Genomic DNA, 17,701 nt, shown 5'->3' on the forward strand with positions numbered 1-17,701 from the left:
TCAGCTTCCCGCACCGCGCAGGCCCTGCACCAGCGTGCGCAGGTTGTGGCGCTGCAGCCCCAGCAGGCTGGGGGCGGGGCCGTCAGGCAGCGACAGGGAGTCGACGTAGAACACCCCACCGAAGCGGCTGCCGGCTTCGCGGGCCACTTCCCGCTGGGCCTCGTCGCTCACGGTGCTCTCGCAGAACACCGCCGGCACGCGGCGGCGGCGCACCAGATCGATCAGGCGGGCCAGCCGCTGGGGGGTCACCTGGCTCTCGCCGTTGACGGGCCAGAGGTAGGCCTCCTGCAGGCCGTAGTCGCGGGCGAGGTAGGAGAAGGCCCCCTCGCAGGTGGCCAGCACCCGCTGCTCGGCCGGCAGGGCGGCCAGGCCCTGGCGCAACTCGCGGTCGAGCTGGCGCAGCTGGCGGCGGTAGGCCTCGGCGTTGCGGCGGTAGGTGGCGGCGCCGGCCGGATCGAGCTTGGTGAAGGCGGCTCGGATGTTCTCCACATAGATCTCGGCCAGCCGCGGCGACATACAGGCGTGGGGATTGGGCTGGCCGCGGCCGGCGTCTTCGGCGATCGGCAGCGGCGTGATGCCGGTGCTCAGGGTCACCCGCGGTACGCCCGGCAGGCCGGCGTGGAAGCGCTCGGCCCAGCGCTCCAGGTTGAGGCCGTTCTCCAGGATCAGCCTGGCGCCGCTGGCCCGCTGCAGGTCGCTGGGGGTGGGCTCGTAGCCGTGGATCTCGGCCCCCAGCTTGGTGATCGACTCCACCTGCAGCCGATCCCCCGCCACCTGGCGGGCCATGTCGGCGATCACGGTGAAGGTGGTCAGCACCCGGGGCTTGCCGCTGTCCACCGTCCCTGAGGTCTGCGGCTGCCGTCCGGGCTTGCAGCCGGTGAGCGTCAGGCCCGCCAGGCCCACGGCGACCAGGGCCCAGACCAGGGGCCGGCGGAACCGCTGGGGCCTGCAGCCGCCGCCGATCGGTGAGGGGACCATGGGGGCGCGCCCGACGGGTGGAGCCTACGAAAAAACCCCCGCCGCAGCGGGGGCTCTGGGGTCGCCGCGGGGCGGCAGGGGCGGAAGGCCCTCAGCCGATCGCGGGGGCGGTCAGGGCGACGGGGGTCACCTGGGTCGCGGCCAGATCGAGGGGGAAGTTGTGGGCATTGCGCTCGTGCATCACTTCCATGCCGAGGTTGGCGCGGTTGAGCACGTCCGCCCAGGTGGGCAGCACCTTGCCCTGGGCATCCAGGATCGACTGGTTGAAGTTGAACCCGTTCAGGTTGAACGCCATGGTGCTGATGCCCATGGAGGTGAACCAGATGCCCACCACCGGCCAGGCACCCAGGAAGAAGTGCAGGCTGCGGCTGTTGTTGAAGCTGGCGTACTGGAAGATCAGACGACCGAAGTACCCGTGGGCAGCCACGATGTTGTAGGTCTCTTCCTCCTGGCCGAACTTGTAGCCGTAGTTCTGGCTCTCGCTCTCGGTGGTCTCACGCACCAGGGAGGAGGTCACCAGGGAGCCGTGCATGGCGGAGAACAGGCTGCCGCCGAACACACCCGCCACCCCCAGCATGTGGAAGGGGTGCATCAGGATGTTGTGCTCGGCCTGGAACACCAGCATGAAGTTGAAGGTGCCCGAGATGCCGAGGGGCATGCCGTCGGAGAAGGAGCCCTGACCGAAGGGGTAGATCAGGAACACGGCATAGGCGGCGGACAGCGGAGCGCTGTAGGCCACGCAGATCCAGGGGCGCATGCCCAGGCGGTAGGAGAGTTCCCACTGGCGGCCCATGTAGGCCGAGATGCCGATCAGGAAGTGGAACACCACCAGCTGATAGGGACCGCCGTTGTACAGCCACTCGTCGAGGCTGGCGGCTTCCCAGATGGGATAGAAGTGCAGACCGATGGCGTTGCTGCTGGGGATGACAGCGCCGGAGATGATGTTGTTGCCGTAGAGGAACGAACCAGCCACGGGCTCGCGGATGCCATCGATGTCAACGGGCGGAGCCGCGATGAAGGCGATGATGTAGCAGATGGTGGCCGACAGCAGGCAAGGGATCATCAGCACACCGAACCAACCCACATAGATGCGGTTGTCGGTGGAGGTGACCCACTTGCAGAAGCGTTCCCAGCTTCCAGCGCGGCCGCTGCGAAGGGCAGTGGTCATGGACCGAATGAGTACGGGAATGCCACGGGATGTGGCAGAGCCACGCTAGGCAGCGCGTTCGAAGTGATTCGTGAACGACAACGAACGTGAGCGACCTTTGGGTTGCTTCATGAAGCACTTCACGAAGGCTTTACGAAGAGTTGTGAAGTGGCAGCCTGTCAGGCTGGGCCGGGCGCCAGGGCCTGCTGGCGCCACCAGTGGCGGCCCTGTTCCAGGAAGCCGGCCCAGTCGTGCCGCTCCTCCTCGGCCGCCCGGGCCACCAGCAGCGGGGCCTGCCGCTGCAGCAGGGCCGCCAGCTGCTCCTCCGGCACGCCGGAGGCCAGGGCCAGGTAATCGGCCATGGCCCGGCCCACCACCCGGGTCAGGTAGGCCGCGCTCAGGGCCTGCAGGGCTCCGCCCACCAGCCAGGTGGCCCCGTGCAGCTTGATCAGCGAGGCCAGGGCCTGGGAGCTCCACTCCACCACCCCCAGGGTGAGGGCGGCCTTGGCCAGTTCGCGGGCCGCCGCCTGCAGCTGCTCAGCCGACCAGCTGCAGTCCCACAGCCTGGCCATCTCCTGCAGCATCAGGCCGTTGGCGGCCGCCAGCACCAGCAGGTCGAGGCTGGGCAGGGGCGCCACCACCACCCCGGCCGCCACCGTCCACTGGGTGCGCGCCACGAGGACCTGCCAGCGGCTGCGGCGCAGGGCCTCCAGCTCCACCTGCCAGCGCCCGTGCAGCTGCTTGAGGCAGCGGCACTGGGTGCGCTCCAGCTGCAGCGGGGCGCTGCGGCCCAGTTCCGCCGCCAGGGGGGCCAGGGCCTGGGCCAGGGCCTCGCCGTCGCGGCTGGCGGGATCCCAGGCCAGCCAGCGCTGCCGCAGGCGCTCCGGCAGCTGCCCCTCCAGCTCCTGCTGCCGCCGCGGCCAGTCCGCCCCATCGCCCCGCTCCACCAGCAGCCACACCGACTGGCCCGCCGGCAGGGCCTCCAGCCAGCGCAGGTCCGAGGCCCGCAGCGGCAGCGGCAGGCAATAGAGCAGGTGGTCGCAGCGGTGGAACAGCTCGGGCCACTGCCAGCCGGGGCTGCTGGCCGGCAGCGGCCGGCCCCAGTGCAGCCGCACGGGCAGGGGGGCGCGGCAGGCCTGGGCCAGCAGGGGCTGCAGCTCGGGATCGGGCAGGTCGCAGCCCACCAGGGCCAGATCCAGATGACGGCGCTCCTGGTGGGTCTGCAGGGCCGCCAGGGCCTCGCGGCGTCCCGGCAGGGCCGGTGCGTCGGCCCCCTCCAGGTGCTCGAACTGCGTCAGCACGGCCTCACAGCGGCTCAGCCAGCCCTGGGAGGAGGCCGGCAGGCGGGGTGCCACGTGCCGGCTGCGGCCGTTCAGCAGCCACAGGCCCCCGGCGGCGGCCGAGAGGGCCACGACCGACGAGAGCGAGAGGTGCAGGGTCTCGCCCAGCAGCCAGCCGCCGCCCAGCACCGCGGCCCCCACGGGCCACCAGCGCCGCAGCGCAGGCCCGAGGACGGCCTCCAGGGCGCCGGATCCAAGGCGCACGGGGCCCGAGGGGGCTGCGGTGCTGGGCGAGAGGGGGGAGCTGGTGTCGGGTGGGGTCAAGGCCGGAGGAGCACGGGCCCGGTCGCCGGGAGGGCGGGGGCTGGCGGTCGGGTCCGAGCCTCTCTAGCTCAGGCCCCGCGGCCTGCCCAGGCGGATGGCGTCGAGCGACACCAGCTGCAGCGGCCCGGAGCCCATAGCTTGGGGCTCGGATGGGCATCGGGCGAGGCTGCTGCATGGGTTCCGTCTTCAGCCAGGTCAGCGCGGGCGGCGGCGCCGTGCCCTGGGCCAGGGCCGCCAGGGCCGGGGATCCCCAGGCCCCTGAGACCCGTCGGCAGGTCAAGCGGGTGCTGCTGGTGGCCCTGGCGGTGAACGTGGCCATGAGCCTGCTGAAGCTGGTGGTGGGCCTGGCCAGCGGCTCCCTGGCGGTGCTGGCCGACGCCATGCACAGCGCCACCGACGGCCTCTCCAGCCTGCTGGGGCTGATCACCAACGGCCTCTCCGATCCGGAGCCCGACCGCGACCACCCCTACGGCCACGACAAGTACGAGGCGGTGGGGGCCCTGGCCATCGCCGGCTTCATCCTGCTGACCGCCTTTGAGATCCTGCGCACGGCCGTGACGCGCCTGACCACCGGTCTCCGGCCCCTGCGGCTCGACGGCCACGAGCTGGTGCTGCTGGTGCTAGTGCTCGGCTGCAACCTGCTGCTGGCGGCCTACGAGCGCCGCGCCGGCCGCCGCCTCAACAGCCAGCTGCTGCTGGCCGACGCCCGCCACACCACCAGCGACATCTGGACCACCGTGGTGGTACTGCTGGGCCTGGCGGGGGTGCTGCTGCTGGGTCAGACCTGGTTGGACGTGGCGGTGGCCATCCCCCTCTGCCTGCTGCTGTTGCGGGCCTGCTGGCAGGTGGTGCGGGCCAACCTGCCCTGGCTGGTGGACCAGATCGCGATCGCGCCGGAGGCCATCCACGCCGTGGCGATGGGGGTGCCCGGCGTGCTCAACGTGCACGACATCGCCAGCCGCGGCGTGCTGGGCCAGCGGGTGTTCATCGAGCTGCACATGGTGGTGGATGCCGACGACCTGACCAGCGCCCACGCCATCACCGAGGCCGTGGAGGAGCACCTGGCCGAGCGCTTCGGGCCGGTGCGCTGCACGATCCACCTCGAGCCGCGCGACTACGCCATGGCCGCCATCACCTTCCAGGGGGCCCACGGGTGACGTCGATGGCCGACAACGCCCTGCTGAGCGGTGCCCTGCAGACGCCGCGGCTGCGCCTGCGGCTGGAGCGGCTGCTGGCGCAGCAGCAGCGCGAGCAGGGCTGGCATGGGGAGCTGCCGGTGCTGCTGCTGGAGCGCTGCTGGCTGCGGCTGGAGGTAGTGCCGGTGCGGCGGCTGGCCCAGGTGCTGCCGCCGGATGCCAGCGCCGAGGCCCCGGAGCTGGTGCGCTTCCGCGAGCTGCGCCGCCAGGGGCTGACGGCCGACCTGGCCCAGGAGCGCTGCTGGGAGGAGTTCGGCCGCGAGGCCTGCAGCCGCGCCCTGCGCCGCTTCTGGTGCTCCCAGGAGCAGCCGGGCCCCGGCTGGACCCTGGAGCGCTACCTGCTGCTGCTCGATCTCTACCGCCGCCACCTGGAGACGCCGGGCCCCCGACCGCTGCCCCTGCTGGTGCTGGCCCGCGCCGGCAGCGCCGAGCCGCACCGGCTGGAGTGGTGCTGGCCCGCGGCCACCGCCATGCGTCACACTTGCCCCTGATTTCAAGGGTTGCGGCCATGGCCGACGGGTTGAACGACGCGGGCCGGTCCCAGGAGCGCCAGGACGGCGGACGGGGTGGAGAGGGCCGTTTCCCCGGCGGCCGCGGCCCCCGCGAGGGCGGCCAACGGGACGGCGGCCAACGGGACGGTGGCGGCCGTGACCAGGGCGGCTTCCGCATCCGCCTGAGCGACAACGAGCTGCGGGCCGCCCGGGCCGTGCAGGAGGCCTTCGGCCTGCGTTCCACCGTGGCCGCCCTGGGCCTCTCGATCCGCACCGTGGCCCAGCTGCTGGAGGAGGGCAAGCTCGACGAGGTGCTGGCCCAGCACCGCGCCCAGGCCGGCAGCCGCCCCCAGGGTGAGAGCCGTGGCCGCCGCGGCGAAGGCCGGCCGGAGGGCCGTGGCGAGGCCCGGGGTGAGCGGGGTGGCCAGCGGGTCAACCCCTTCGCCAGGCCCAGCAAGCCCCCGGCTCCCGTGGCCGCAGAGGCCGAGCCCGCCGTGGATGAGGCCCCTGCGGCCAGCGACAGCGCTGAGACCGCGGACGGCGTGACGGCTGACGTCATCGCCGCCGAGGGATCGGACGCCGGCGCTGAAGCCACCCCCGAGACCAGCGCCGCCGAGGCCTGATCGCTCCAGCCGCCGCCGGCCGTCCGACGCCGGCGGGGGGCCGCCCCCAGGGCAGAATCCGCCCAACCGTCTGGCTTTGGGATGCAGCGCGCAAGGGTTCTCTCCGGGGTTCAGCCCACCGGGGCGCTGCATCTGGGCAACTGGCTGGGGGCCATCCGCAACTGGGTGGACCTGCAGGACAGCCACGACACCTTCTTCTGCGTGGTGGACCTGCACGCCATCACCGTGCCCCACGAGCCGGGCCAGCTGGCCGCTGACACCCGCAAGACCGCCGCGCTCTATCTGGCCTGCGGCATCGACCCGGCCAGGAGCACGGTGTTCGTGCAGAGCCACGTGCCGGCCCACAGCGAGCTGGCCTGGCTGCTGAACTGCGTCACGCCGCTCAACTGGCTGGAGCGGATGATCCAGTTCAAGGAAAAGGCGATCAAGCAGGGCGACCAGGTGTCGGTGGGCCTGCTGGATTACCCGGTGCTGATGGCAGCCGACATCCTGCTCTATGACGCCGACCTCGTGCCCGTGGGCGAGGACCAGAAGCAGCACCTGGAGCTGGCCCGCGACATCGCCCAGCAGCGCATCAATGCCCGCTTCGGCCAGCTGGACGCCGAGGGCGAGCGGATCCCGGTGCTGAAGGTGCCCGAACCCCTGATCCTCAAGGAGGGGGCCCGGGTGATGAGCCTCACCGATGGCCGCAGCAAGATGAGCAAGAGCGACCCCAACGAGGGTTCGCGCATCACGCTGCTGGATCCCCCGGAGCTGATCACCAAGAAGATCAAGCGCGCCAAGACCGATCCGGTGATGGGCCTGGAGTTCGGCAACCCCGAGCGCCCCGAGACCGACAACCTGCTGGGGCTCTACGCGATCCTCAGCGGCAAGGGCCGCGAGCTGGTCGCCGCCGAGTGCGCGGCCATGGGCTGGGGCACCTTCAAGCCGCTGCTGGCGGAGGCCACCGTGGAGGCGCTGCGGCCGGTGCAGCAGCGCTACGCCGAGCTCAGCGCCGATCCGGCGGAACTGGATCGGGTGCTGGCGGCTGGCCGTGAGCGGGCCCAGGCGGTGGCCCAGGCCACCCTGGAGCGCACCCGTGAGGCCCTGGGATTCCTGGCACGGGGCTGATCGATCGGACTCGAACCATCAGCTTGGCTGATCGAAACGGGGCCTCCGCGCGTTGAGCGGTCAGACACCGGTGACGGCGAAGGGCCTGGCTCCGTCGCGGGCGCAGATCGCTGCGTCTCACGGCTCCCAGGCGCGTCGCAGCTGGGTCCCAGGTGCAGTGGCATGGGTCCAAGGCATGGTCCGGTCCGTTTGTCCAGGGCGGTTCCAGGGGGTCTCCCCCTGGGACTGCTCGGGCCAGCAGGCTCAACCGACTTCGCCTTGCCCGCTTGCCCATGGTTCGTCGCCCGCTGCCCGGCTCCACGCCCCCCCTGTTCCTGGGTTGCGCCCTCGCCTCCGTGCTGGCGCTGCCCCTGCTGGTGGAGTTCCGGCCGGAGTCGGCAGCGGCCCAGGGGCAGGCCATGGCCACCGGGTCCCCAGCGGTGCAGGACGCCCCGGACGCCCGCGAGGCCGCCCCGGCCCGCCCCGCCGGCCACTACGCCATCACCCCCGAGCGCCGCGCCCTGCTCAACACGATCCGCTACGCCGAGGGCACTTGGCTGGGCGGCCGTCCGGAGGGCTACCGCACCCTCTACGGCGGCGGCCGCTTCGCCAGCCTGGAGCGCCATCCCGAGATCGTGGTGGTGAAGCGCTACGCCAGCGCCGCCGCCGGGGCCTACCAGTTCCTGCCGGGCACCTGGGGTGAAGCCTCCCGCAAGCTGCGGCTGGCCCGCTTCGATCCCGCCAGCCAGGACCAGGCCGCCCTCTACCTGGTGGAGCGCCGCGGCGCCCTGGGGGCCATTGACCGCGGCGGCCTGGATCGCCAGGCCATGGCGCGCCTCGCCGGCGAGTGGGCCTCCTTCCCCACCCTGGCGGGCGCCAGCGCCTACGGCCAGCCCGTCAAGAGCGCCGAGGAGCTGGAGCGCTTCTACAGCGCCAGCCTGCGCCGCGCCCGCAGCGCTGAGCAGGCCTGAGCCTCAGGGCTCCCGGTAGACCACCCGGCCCCGCTCGTCGTTGCCGACATCGAGCAGGTGGTCGAACAGCAGCCGCTCCACCTCCTCCCGCACCCGTTCCCGCGGCAGATCGGCGGGCAGCTTGAGTTCCAGCAGGGCGTCGTTGAGGGTGAAGCCGGCGGCACCGCTGCGGCGGGCCAGGGCCAGCAGCTGGCGATCCACCGGCTCCCCCAGGGCGAGGCCGTCGCCCTGCCGGTTGGCCTGCTCGATCAGGCCCGGCATCAGGAACAGATCCAGCAGCTGGCCCACGCCGCAAAGCCCCAGGGTGCACAACCAGAGGGTGCCGCTGACGGGCCTGCGGGCGTAGAAGCGCTGCAGGCCGCAGAGGCCCACCAGCGCCAGGGCCCAGAGCAGATAGCCCGCGGCCAGGCTGCGGCGCTGCCGCGGGCGGACAGCCAGCGGGCGGGCCTGGGTCATGGGGCGTCCTGGTCGGGCAGGGGGACCCCCGCCCCCCGCAGCTGCGAGGAGAGGTTCCAGACCCGCATCATCAGCCGGTGCCAGGGGGTCATGGCGTCCATGTCCACGGCCATGGGGGTGGGGGAGGCCCGGCGCAGGGCCCGGGTGGCGGCCAGGCCCGCCAGGCCCTCGCTCAGATCGGCGCGCAGCTGCTCCCGCTCCGCGGCGGGCAGCAGGTTCTCGGGGGCGCAGTCGAGCAGCACCAGGCCGCGGCGGAACCAGGTCTCGAAGTCGTCGAACAGGGAGGTCAGCAGCTGATCGAGCAGCGCGACCGATTCCGGTGGGGGAGGGGGAAGGCTCACCCACCCAGCCTAAGGAGCCCGATTTGGGCTGCGTAGGATCGGGTTTGCCTGCCTGTCTGCCGTGACCGCGACCCGCTCTGCCGACCAATCCCTCAGCAGCAGCGCGGCCACCACGACCACCGCCCCCGCCGGGGCCCCTGGCGCGGCTCCCAGCCCGATTCCCCTGCCCAAGACCAGCGAGAGCCCCCAGCTGCTGCGCATCCGCCACTCGATGAGCCACGTGCTGGCCATGGCGGTGCAGACGCTGTTCCCCAAAGCCCAGGTGACGATCGGCCCCTGGACCGAGAGCGGCTTCTACTACGACTTCGACAGCCCCGATCCCTTCACCGAGGCCGATCTCAAGGGCATCAAGAAGGAGATGATCAAGATCATCAACAGGAAGCTGCCGCTCGAGCGGATCGAGGTGAGCCGCGCCGAGGCCGCGGCCAGGATCCAGGCCCAGAACGAGCCCTACAAGCTGGAGATCCTGGCGGGCATCCAGGAGCCCATCAGCCTCTACACCCTGGGCGAAACGTGGTGGGACCTCTGCGCCGGCCCCCACGTGGCCAACACCGGCGAGCTCAACGCCAAGGCCTTCGAGCTGGAGAGCGTGGCTGGGGCCTACTGGCGCGGCGATGAAACCAAGGCCCAGCTGCAGCGCATCTACGGCACCGCCTGGGAAACCCCGGAGCAGCTGGCGGAACACAAGCGCCGCAAGGAGGAGGCCCTGCGCCGCGACCACCGCCGCCTCGGCACCGATCTGGATCTGTTCTCGATCGAGGATGAGGCCGGCGCCGGCCTGGTGTTCTGGCATCCCCGCGGCGCCCGCATGCGCCTGCTGATCGAGAACCTCTGGCGGGAGCTGCACTTCGCCGCGGGCTACGAGCTGCTCTACACGCCCCACGTGGCCGACATCAGCCTGTGGAAGACCTCCGGCCACCTCGACTTCTATGCCGAGAGCATGTTCGGCCCGATGCAGGTGGATGAGCGGGAATACCAGCTCAAGCCCATGAACTGCCCCTTCCACGTGCTCACCTACGCCAGCACCCTGCGCAGCTACCGCGAGCTGCCGATCCGCTGGGCCGAGCTGGGCACCGTGTACCGCTACGAGCGCCCCGGCGTGATGCACGGGCTGATGCGGGTGCGGGGCTTCACCCAGGACGATGCCCACGTGTTCTGCCTGCCGGAGCAGATCAGCGATGAGATCCTGCGCATCCTCGATCTCACCGAGCAGATCCTCTCCACCTTCGATTTCCGCAACTACGAGATCAACCTCTCCACCCGCCCGGACAAATCCATCGGCGAAGACGCCGTGTGGGAGCTGGCCACCCAGGGCCTGATCGAGGCCCTCGATCGCAAGGGCTGGGCCTACAAGGTCGACGAGGGCGGCGGTGCCTTCTACGGCCCCAAGATCGACATCAAGATCGAAGACGCCATCGGCCGGATGTGGCAGTGCTCCACGATCCAGCTCGACTTCAACCTGCCGGAACGCTTCGCCCTGGAGTACGTGGCCGCCGATGGCACCCGCCAGCGGCCGATCATGATCCACCGGGCCATCTTCGGCTCGCTGGAGCGGTTCTTCGGGATCATGACCGAGAACTACGCCGGCGATTTCCCCTTCTGGCTGGCCCCCGAGCAGATCCGGCTGCTGCCGGTCACCGATGAGGTGATGCCCTACGCCGAGGAGCTGCTGGGCCAGCTCAAGGCCGCGGGGGTGCGGGCCGCCATCGACCACTCCGGCGACCGCCTCGGCAAGCTGATCCGCAACGGCGAGCAGATGAAGATCCCCGTGCTGGCGGTGATCGGCGCCAAGGAGGCCGAAAGCGGCCGGGTGAGTCTGCGCAGCCGCCGCGACGGGGATCTGGGCAGCGTGGCGGTGACGGATCTGCTCGCGGCCGCCACCGGCGCCAACGCCGGCCGGGCCGCCGGCCTGGGGCTGCCGGCGGCCGCCAGCGCCTGAGGCCCGCCCGATGACGACCCTGCTGGCCTGCGACATCGGCGGCACCAAGACGCTGCTGGCCACCTACCGGCTGGAGGGGGGCGCGCTGATCCAGCAGCGGGCTGAACGCTTCCCCTCCGCCGACTGGGACGACTTCGCCGCCCTGGTGAATCACTTCCTGGCCGGCGGCGCCACGGGGGAGCCCCCGCGCCAGGCACCACTCCGCCAGGAGCCCCCGGCCGCGGCCTGCTTCGCCGTGGCCGGCCCCGTGCGCCATGGCCGCGTCAAGCTCACCAACCTGCCCTGGGAGCTGGAGGAGACCGCCCTGGCGGCCGCCTGTGGCCTCGGGCGGCTGGAGCTGGTGAACGACTTCGCCGTGCTGATCTACGGCCTGCCCCACCTCGGCCCCGGGCAGCAGGTGCCGCTGGATCCCGCCAATCCGGCGCCGGATCCCGGCGCGCCCCTGGCGATCCTCGGGGCCGGCACCGGTCTGGGGGTGGCGATCGGCGTGCCGACGGCCGCCGGCCTGGTGGCGGTGGCCAGCGAGGCGGCCCACGCGGCCTTTGCCCCCCGCACGGCCGAGGAGTGGGATCTCCAGCAGTGGCTGCAGGCCGACCGGGGGCTGGAGCGGGTCTCGATCGAGCGGATCGTGAGCGGCACCGGCCTGGGGGAGGTGATGCGCTGGCTGCTGGCCGGCGCCGATCCCGAAGGCCGGCACGCCCTGGCGGCCGCGGCCCGGGCCTGGCGTCACCCCGAGCCCGCTGCGTCCACGCCGGACCTGCCGGCCCTCACCGCCCAGGCGGCCGCGGCCGGCGATCCCCTGGCGGGCCGGGCCCTGGAGCTCTGGCTGGGGGCCTACGGGGCCGTGGCCGGGGACCTGGCCCTGCAGAGCCTCTGCCTGGGCGGCCTGTGGGTGGGTGGCGGCACGGCGGCCAAGCTCCTGGAGGCGCTGCGCTCGCCCGCCTTCCTGGGTCCCCTGCGGGCCAAGGGGCGCCTCAGCCCGGTGCTGGCCCAGGTGCCGGTCACGGCCCTCACCGACCCGCAGGCCGGCCTGTTCAGCGCCGCCTGCCGCGCCCGCATGCTGCTGGGCTCCTGATCGGGGCGGCGGGGGCCGTCACCGGCGGGTGGGACACTGGCCCGAGCAGAAGGACAGGCATGGTGCGCCCGCGCATTGGACAGGGCGTCGTGGTGGATGTGCCGGCGACCACGGCGAACCTGGGCCCCGGGTTTGATTGCCTCGGCGCTGCCCTCGATCTCAACAACCGCTTTGAACTGCGCCGCATCGAGGGCGATGACGAGCGCTTCGATCTGATCATCGAGGGCAGCGAGGGCTCCCACCTGCGCGGTGGGCCCGACAACCTCGTCTATCGGGCGGCCCAGCGGGTGTGGAAGGAGGCCGGGGAGCAGCCGATGGCGATCGAGGCCCGGGTGCGCCTGGCGGTGCCGCCGGCCCGGGGCCTGGGCAGCAGCGCCACCGCTATCGTGGCCGGCCTGATGGGCGCCAACGCCCTGATCGGCGAACCCCTCAGCCGCGAGAAGCTGCTGGAGCTGGCCATCGACATCGAGGGCCACCCCGACAACGTGGTGCCCTCGCTGCTAGGGGGCCTGTGCATGACCGCCAAGGCCGCCTCGCACCGCTGGCGCGTGATCCGCTGCGAGTGGTCGCCGGAGGTGCTGGCGGTGGTGGCGATCCCGGCGATCCGCCTCTCCACCAGTGAGGCCCGGCGGGTGATGCCCAAGGTGATCGCGATCCCCGATGCCGTGACCAACCTCGGCTCCCTCACCCTGCTGCTGCAGGGGCTGCGCACTGGCAACGGCGACCTGATCGCCGATGGCATGCACGACCGCATCCACGAGCCCTACCGCTGGGGCCTGATCCAGGGCGGCCGGCGGGTGCGGGAGGCGGCCCTGGAGGCGGGGGCCTGGGGCTGCGTGATCAGCGGCGCGGGCCCCAGCCTGCTGGCCCTCTGCAGCCGGGCCACGGCTGCGGCCGTGAGCCGGGCGATGGTGCGTGCCTGGGAGGGCGAAGGCGTAGCGTCGAGGTCCGAGGTGCTGCCGCTGCAGCAGGCCGGCAGCCGCTGGCAACCCCTCTGAACCAGCCCTCCCGCACACCACCAGGGCAGGAGACCAAGGCTGAGTAAAAATACCTAAACTGTTACATTGACAGGGTTGGGTTGCATCCCACGGGGCGCGTTGCGGCAGCACTCTTGCCGTCTCAGCGTCGTCACTGCAGGGCCGCCAGTGCGGCCAGCGGCTGGCGTCTCCTGGGCTGTCGTCCGACCGATCTCCCCCCGATCAAGCTGAGATGGACGCCAATCTGCCCCTCACGGCCGCGTCCAACCTCGGCAGTTTCCCCTGGCTGAGCCTGATCACGCTGCTGCCGGTGGCCGTGGCGCCGCTGCTGATGCTGCTCCCGGGGGACGGCACCGATCCCAAGCTTCCCCGCACCGTCGCCCTGGCGACCCTCGCGGCCGACCTCGGCCTGATGCTGTGGGTGTTCAGCCAGCGCTTCGACGGCTCCCTGGCCGATCTCCAGCTGGTGGAGCGCTTCGCCTGGGTCCCCTCCCTGGGGCTGGAGTGGTCCCTGGCGGCCGACGGCCTCTCGGCCCCCCTGGTGGTGCTCTCCGGCCTGGTGACCCTGCTGTCGGTGGCGGCCAGCTGGAACATCCAGAAGAAGACGCGCCTCTACTTCGCCCTGCTGCTGGTGCAGGCCTCGGCCCAGGCCCTGGTGTTCCTCTCCCAGGACTTCCTGCTGTTCTTCCTGGCCTGGGAGCTGGAGCTGGTGCCGGTGTACCTGCTGATCGCCATCTGGGGCGGCCAGCAGCGCCAGTACGCCGCCACCAAGTTCATCCTCTACACGGCCACCGCCTCGCTGCTGATCCTGCTCAGCGGCCTGGCCCTGGCCCTCAACGGCCCCTTCACCCTCAACCTCAGTGAGCTGGCCGCCCGCAGCCCCGGCGGCAGCTTCGGCCTGCTCTGTTACCTCGGCTTCCTGATCGGCTTCGGGGTAAAACTGCCGATGTTCCCCCTGCACACCTGGCTGCCCGATGCCCACGGCGAGGCCAACGCGCCGGTGTCGATGCTGCTGGCGGGCGTGCTGCTGAAGATGGGCGGCTACGCCCTGCTGCGCTTCAACGTGCAGATGCTGCCCGAGGCCCATCTGCAGCTGGCGCCGGCCCTGATCGTGCTCGGCATCGTCAACATCGTCTACGGGGCGCTGAACGCCTTCGCCCAGGACAACGTGAAACGGCGCATCGCCTGCAGCTCCGTGAGCCACATGGGCTTCGTGCTGCTGGGCATCGGCGCCGTCAACAGCCTGGGCATGAGCGGGGCGATGCTGCAGATGATCAGCCACGGCCTGATTGCCGCCGCCATGTTCTTCGTGACGGGGGTGTTCTACGAGCGCACCAAGACCCTCTCGATCCCCAACATGGGCGGCCTGGCCAAGGTGCTGCCGATCACCTTCGCCTTCTTCCTGGCCAGCTCCCTGGCCTCCCTGGCCCTGCCGGGCATGAGCGGCTTCGTGAGCGAGATCACGGTGTTCCTGGGGGTCACCAGCAACGCCGACTTCACCACCGGCTTCCGGGTGATCACCGTGATCCTGGCGGCCATCGGCCTGGTGCTCACGCCGGTGTACCTGCTCAGCCTCTGCCGCCGCGTCTTCTTCGGCCCGCGCATCCCGGCCCTGGCCGTGGTGGGCGACATGAAGCCGCGGGAGCTGGTGATTGGCCTCTGCCTGCTGGTGCCCACCCTGGTGATCGGCTTCTGGCCGCGGGTGGCCATCGACCTCTACGAGGCCAGCACCACGGCCCTGGCCACGGATCTGGCCGCCCACAGCGCCGTTCAGATCGCCTCCCATCCCGCCGGCCAGCTGGTCGCCGATGCGGCCGCCGTGGTCCAGGTGGCGCTGGGCCGGCTTCCCGCCCTCGGCTGAACCGCGCCGCTCGGCCCGGTTGGGCTGGAATGGTCGCTGCGACCGCCAGCCCCCCGCGCCGATGACCGCCGCTCCCGCCAGCTCCAGCGCCCCGGACTCCGCCGCCCCAGCCGCCGCCATCCCCAGCGGCTCCGCCTCGGCGGCCGACGGGTCCGGCGTTCCGCCGCTGCTGATCGGCGCCGGCCTGCCCCCGTTTGAGGCGATCACGCCGGAGCAGGTGGGTGCCCACATCCCCAGCCTGCTGGCGGACCTGGAACTGGAGCTCACCGCCCTGGAGCAGCGGCTGGAGACGGCCCTCGCCGCCGCTGGCCCGCTCAGCTGGCAGGTGGTGCTGGATCCACTGCAGCGGCTGGAGGAGCGCCTGCGCTGGAGCTGGGGCGTGGTGAGCCACCTCACCGGGGTTTGCAACAGCCCCGAGCTGCGGGAGGCCCACGCCGGCCAGCAGGCGGCGGTGGTGGCCTTCGGCAACCGCCTGGGCCAGAGCCGGGTGCTCTACCGCGCCCTGGAGACCCTCGATCACCAGCACCGCAGCGCCGCCCCCGGCGAGGCCGGCCAGCTGGATGGCGCCCAGCAGCGGATCCTGGCCGCCGAGCTGCGGGCGATGCAGCTGCGGGGCGTGGGCCTGGAGGGCGAGGCCCAGGCCGCCTTCAACGCCGCCAGCCAGGAGCTGGCCGAGCTCTCCACCCGCTTCGGCAACCAGGTGCTCGATGCCACCAACGGCTGGACCCTCTGCCTCACGAGTGCCGAGGAGATTGAGGGGCTGCCGGCGAGCCTGCTCGAGCAGCTGGCCCAGGCGGCCCGCGGCGCCGGCCCCACGGCCGCCGATGGCGGCGAGGCCACGGCCGAGGCCGGCCCCTGGCTGCTGGGGCTCGACATGCCCCGCTACATCCCCTTCCTCAAGTACAGCCGCCGCCGCGACCTGCGCGAGCGGCTCTACAAGGCCCACGTGGGCCGCGCCTCCGGCCAGGGGGAGGGGGCCAGCGCCGAGCTCAACAACTGGCCGCTGATCGAGCGGATCCTCACGCTGCGCGGCGAGCAGGCCCGGCGCCTGGGCTATGCCAACTGGGCCGAGGTGAGCCTGGCCTCGAAGATGGCCCACTCCGAGGCCGCCGTGGAGGCGCTGCTGGAGGAGCTGCGGGCCGCCGCCCTGCCGGTGGCGGAGCGGGAACTGGAGGAGCTGCGGGCCTGCGCCGCCCGCCACGGCGCCCCCGAGGCGGCGGATCTGCAGCCCTGGGACGTGAGCTTCTGGGCGGAGGTGCTGCGCCAGGAGAGCTTTGAGCTCGACAGCGAGGCCCTGCGCCCCTACTTCCCGCTGCCGCGGGTGCTCGACGGCCTGTTCGCCCTCTGCGGCCGCCTGTTCGACATCCAGATCAGCGCCGCCGATGGCGAGGCGCCGGTGTGGCACCCCGACGTGCGCTTCTTCCGGGTGCTGGAGGGCCCCGGGGCCGGCGAGCGGGCCGGCCAGCCGATCGCCGCCTTCTACCTCGACCCCTACAGCCGTCCCGGCACGAAGCGCGGCGGTGCCTGGATGGATGAGTGCCTGGGGCGCTCCCGGGCCGCGGATGGCGCCCCGGTGCTGCCGGTGGCCTACCTGATCTGCAACCAGAGCCCGCCGGTGGGTGAGACCCCCAGCCTGATGACCTTCGAGGAGGTGGAGACCCTCTTCCACGAGTTCGGCCACGGACTGCAGCACATGCTCACCACCGTGGAGCGGCCCCAGGCCGCGGGCATCAACAACGTGGAGTGGGATGCGGTGGAGCTGCCCAGCCAGTTCATGGAGAACTGGTGCTACGACCGCGCCACCCTGTTGGGTATGGCCCACCACTGGCAGAGCGGCGAGCCCCTGCCCGAGGCGGAGTTCGCCAAGCTGCTGGCCGCCCGCACCTTCCTGGGGGGCGCCGCCACCCTGCGCCAGGTGCACTTCGCCCTCACCGACCTGCGGCTGCACAGCCAGTGGCATCCCGGCTGCGGCCAGAGCCCCGAGCAGCTGCGCCGCGCGATCGCGGCCAACACCACGGTGCTGCCCCCGATCGACGAGGACGCCTTCCTCTGCTCCTTCGGCCACATCTTCGCCGGCGGCTACGCGGCCGGCTACTACTCCTACAAGTGGGCCGAGGTGCTCAGTGCCGACGCCTTCAGCGCCTTTGAGGAGGTGGGTCTGGAGAACGAGTCGCGCATCCGCGAGACCGGCCGCCGCTTCCGCGACACGGTGCTCAGCCTGGGGGGCAGCCTGGATCCCAAGGCGGTGTTCGAGGCCTTCCGGGGGCGTCAGCCCAGCAGTGAGGCCCTGATCCGCCACTCCGGCCTGGTGGCGGTGTGAGCTGACGGGCCGCCCCCCTCGGGCTCAGGGCTCCAGCAGGGCGGCTCCGATCGGCCCCAGGGCCTCGGGGCGGGTGATCAGGTGCTTGTGGTTGGCCACCGGCAGCACCTGCACCGTGCCAACCGGCAGCACCCCCTTCCAGGGGGGCACGATCATCGTGTCGATCGGGCACCAGAAGCTGCGGCAGTCCAGGCCCTTCAGGGGCGTGAGATCGGCGTTGAGACGCTGGATCAGCGGGCTGCCCACCTTCATGTCGGCGATGCCGGGCAGCAGCCAGCGGGGCCAGGGCTGGGCCGCGAAGGTGCCGTTCTGGGGGCTGCCGACGCTGATGAAGCGGCGGGTGCGGCGGTGGCCGCCCAGCAGCTGGATCCAGATGCGGCCGATCACGCCGCCCATGGAGAAGCCCAGCAGATCCAGCTCCTGCTCGGGGCCGAAGGCCGCCTCGATCTGCTCCCCCAGCTGCGCCGCCAGCTCCTCCAGGGGGGTGCTGCCCAGGCCGTGGGGCAGGTTCGGGATCAGCAGTGGATCGCGGCGCCCCCCCAGCCACTCCTCCAGCCGCCGGAACAGCCGCGGGGTGTCCCAGAGGCCGTGCACCAGCACCAGCGGGCGGTGGGGAGGTGTGCGGCTCATGGC

16 protein-coding genes are annotated in these 17,701 nt (G+C 72.0%); 10 read left to right on the forward strand and 6 right to left on the reverse strand.

The genetic code is table 11. The features are described 5' to 3' along the window. The 3 genes from ACLV7J_RS00490 to ACLV7J_RS00500 form a co-directional block, all read right to left on the reverse strand. On the reverse strand, positions 1-978 hold the full coding sequence (locus ACLV7J_RS00490) for a metal ABC transporter substrate-binding protein (protein ID WP_411867175.1): 978 nt from the start codon (positions 976-978) through the stop codon (positions 1-3). 91 nt (positions 979-1,069) lie between these two features. Continuing rightward, the gene (gene psbA, locus ACLV7J_RS00495; RefSeq protein WP_411867176.1) at positions 1,070-2,146 is read right to left on the reverse strand and encodes a photosystem II q(b) protein; all 1,077 of its coding nucleotides are present in this window, start codon (positions 2,144-2,146) and stop codon (positions 1,070-1,072) included. A 158-nt stretch (positions 2,147-2,304) separates the two neighbouring features. Next, positions 2,305-3,729 (reverse strand): DUF697 domain-containing protein, encoded by a 1,425-nt coding sequence (locus tag ACLV7J_RS00500; RefSeq protein ID WP_411867177.1) that lies wholly within the window; start codon positions 3,727-3,729, stop codon positions 2,305-2,307. 173 nt (positions 3,730-3,902) lie between these two features. Between ACLV7J_RS00500 and ACLV7J_RS00505 the strand changes: the two genes are divergently transcribed. The 5 genes from ACLV7J_RS00505 to ACLV7J_RS00525 all read left to right on the forward strand — a co-directional run bounded on the left by ACLV7J_RS00505 (position 3,903) and on the right by ACLV7J_RS00525 (position 8,099). Beyond that, the gene (locus ACLV7J_RS00505; RefSeq protein WP_411867178.1) at positions 3,903-4,886 is read left to right on the forward strand and encodes a cation diffusion facilitator family transporter; all 984 of its coding nucleotides are present in this window, start codon (positions 3,903-3,905) and stop codon (positions 4,884-4,886) included. A 5-nt stretch (positions 4,887-4,891) separates the two neighbouring features. Next, entirely contained in the window at positions 4,892-5,416 is a 525-nt protein-coding gene (locus ACLV7J_RS00510) for a hypothetical protein (protein ID WP_411867179.1), read from the forward strand. Positions 5,417-5,433: 17 nt separating this feature from the next. Beyond that, positions 5,434-6,039 carry a hypothetical protein gene (locus tag ACLV7J_RS00515; RefSeq protein WP_411867180.1) on the forward strand — a complete coding sequence of 202 codons (606 nt, stop codon included), beginning with the start codon at positions 5,434-5,436 and terminating at the stop codon, positions 6,037-6,039. An 81-nt stretch (positions 6,040-6,120) separates the two neighbouring features. Next, complete coding sequence (trpS, locus tag ACLV7J_RS00520; RefSeq protein WP_411867181.1) at positions 6,121-7,149, forward strand: tryptophan--tRNA ligase; 1,029 nt, start codon at positions 6,121-6,123, stop codon at positions 7,147-7,149. Positions 7,150-7,421: 272 nt separating this feature from the next. After that, the gene (locus ACLV7J_RS00525; protein ID WP_411867182.1) at positions 7,422-8,099 is read left to right on the forward strand and encodes a muramidase; all 678 of its coding nucleotides are present in this window, start codon (positions 7,422-7,424) and stop codon (positions 8,097-8,099) included. A gap of 3 nt (positions 8,100-8,102) precedes the next feature. Here the strand turns inward: ACLV7J_RS00525 and ACLV7J_RS00530 are convergent, their stop codons facing one another. Continuing rightward, positions 8,103-8,555: an NINE protein gene (locus ACLV7J_RS00530; protein ID WP_411867183.1), complete on the reverse strand. Its 453-nt coding sequence runs from the start codon at positions 8,553-8,555 to the stop codon at positions 8,103-8,105. After that, positions 8,552-8,896 (reverse strand): DUF2605 family protein, encoded by a 345-nt coding sequence (locus tag ACLV7J_RS00535; protein ID WP_411867184.1) that lies wholly within the window; start codon positions 8,894-8,896, stop codon positions 8,552-8,554. The genes ACLV7J_RS00530 and ACLV7J_RS00535 overlap by 4 nt, the downstream gene beginning before the upstream one ends. 211 nt (positions 8,897-9,107) lie before the next feature. Here ACLV7J_RS00535 and thrS point away from each other — a divergent pair, with 211 nt between their 5' ends. The 5 genes from thrS (at position 9,108) to ACLV7J_RS00560 (ending at position 17,068) form a co-directional block, all read left to right on the forward strand. Then, positions 9,108-10,835: a threonine--tRNA ligase gene (gene thrS, locus ACLV7J_RS00540; RefSeq protein ID WP_411867566.1), complete on the forward strand. Its 1,728-nt coding sequence runs from the start codon at positions 9,108-9,110 to the stop codon at positions 10,833-10,835. Between the two features lie 10 nt (positions 10,836-10,845). Continuing rightward, on the forward strand, positions 10,846-11,910 hold the full coding sequence (locus tag ACLV7J_RS00545) for a glucokinase (RefSeq protein WP_411867185.1): 1,065 nt from the start codon (positions 10,846-10,848) through the stop codon (positions 11,908-11,910). A 59-nt stretch (positions 11,911-11,969) separates the two neighbouring features. Further along, a complete protein-coding gene (thrB, locus tag ACLV7J_RS00550) occupies positions 11,970-12,908 on the forward strand; it encodes a homoserine kinase (RefSeq protein ID WP_411867186.1) in 939 nt (312 codons plus the stop codon). Positions 12,909-13,119: 211 nt separating this feature from the next. Beyond that, positions 13,120-14,748 carry an NAD(P)H-quinone oxidoreductase subunit 4 gene (locus ACLV7J_RS00555; protein WP_411867187.1) on the forward strand — a complete coding sequence of 543 codons (1,629 nt, stop codon included), beginning with the start codon at positions 13,120-13,122 and terminating at the stop codon, positions 14,746-14,748. 61 nt (positions 14,749-14,809) lie between these two features. Next, positions 14,810-17,068, forward strand: coding sequence for a M3 family metallopeptidase (locus ACLV7J_RS00560; protein WP_411867188.1), 2,259 nt, complete (start codon positions 14,810-14,812; stop codon positions 17,066-17,068). Positions 17,069-17,092: 24 nt separating this feature from the next. On the opposite strand, the gene ACLV7J_RS00565 is transcribed toward ACLV7J_RS00560, so the two are convergent. Then, a complete protein-coding gene (locus ACLV7J_RS00565; RefSeq protein WP_411867189.1) occupies positions 17,093-17,698 on the reverse strand; it encodes an esterase/lipase family protein in 606 nt (201 codons plus the stop codon). Between the last annotated feature and the right edge of the window lie 3 nt (positions 17,699-17,701).

Origin of the sequence: Vulcanococcus limneticus LL (genome assembly GCF_943369875.1) — a bacterium.
Taxonomy (GTDB): domain Bacteria; phylum Cyanobacteriota; class Cyanobacteriia; order PCC-6307; family Cyanobiaceae; genus Vulcanococcus; species Vulcanococcus limneticus_A.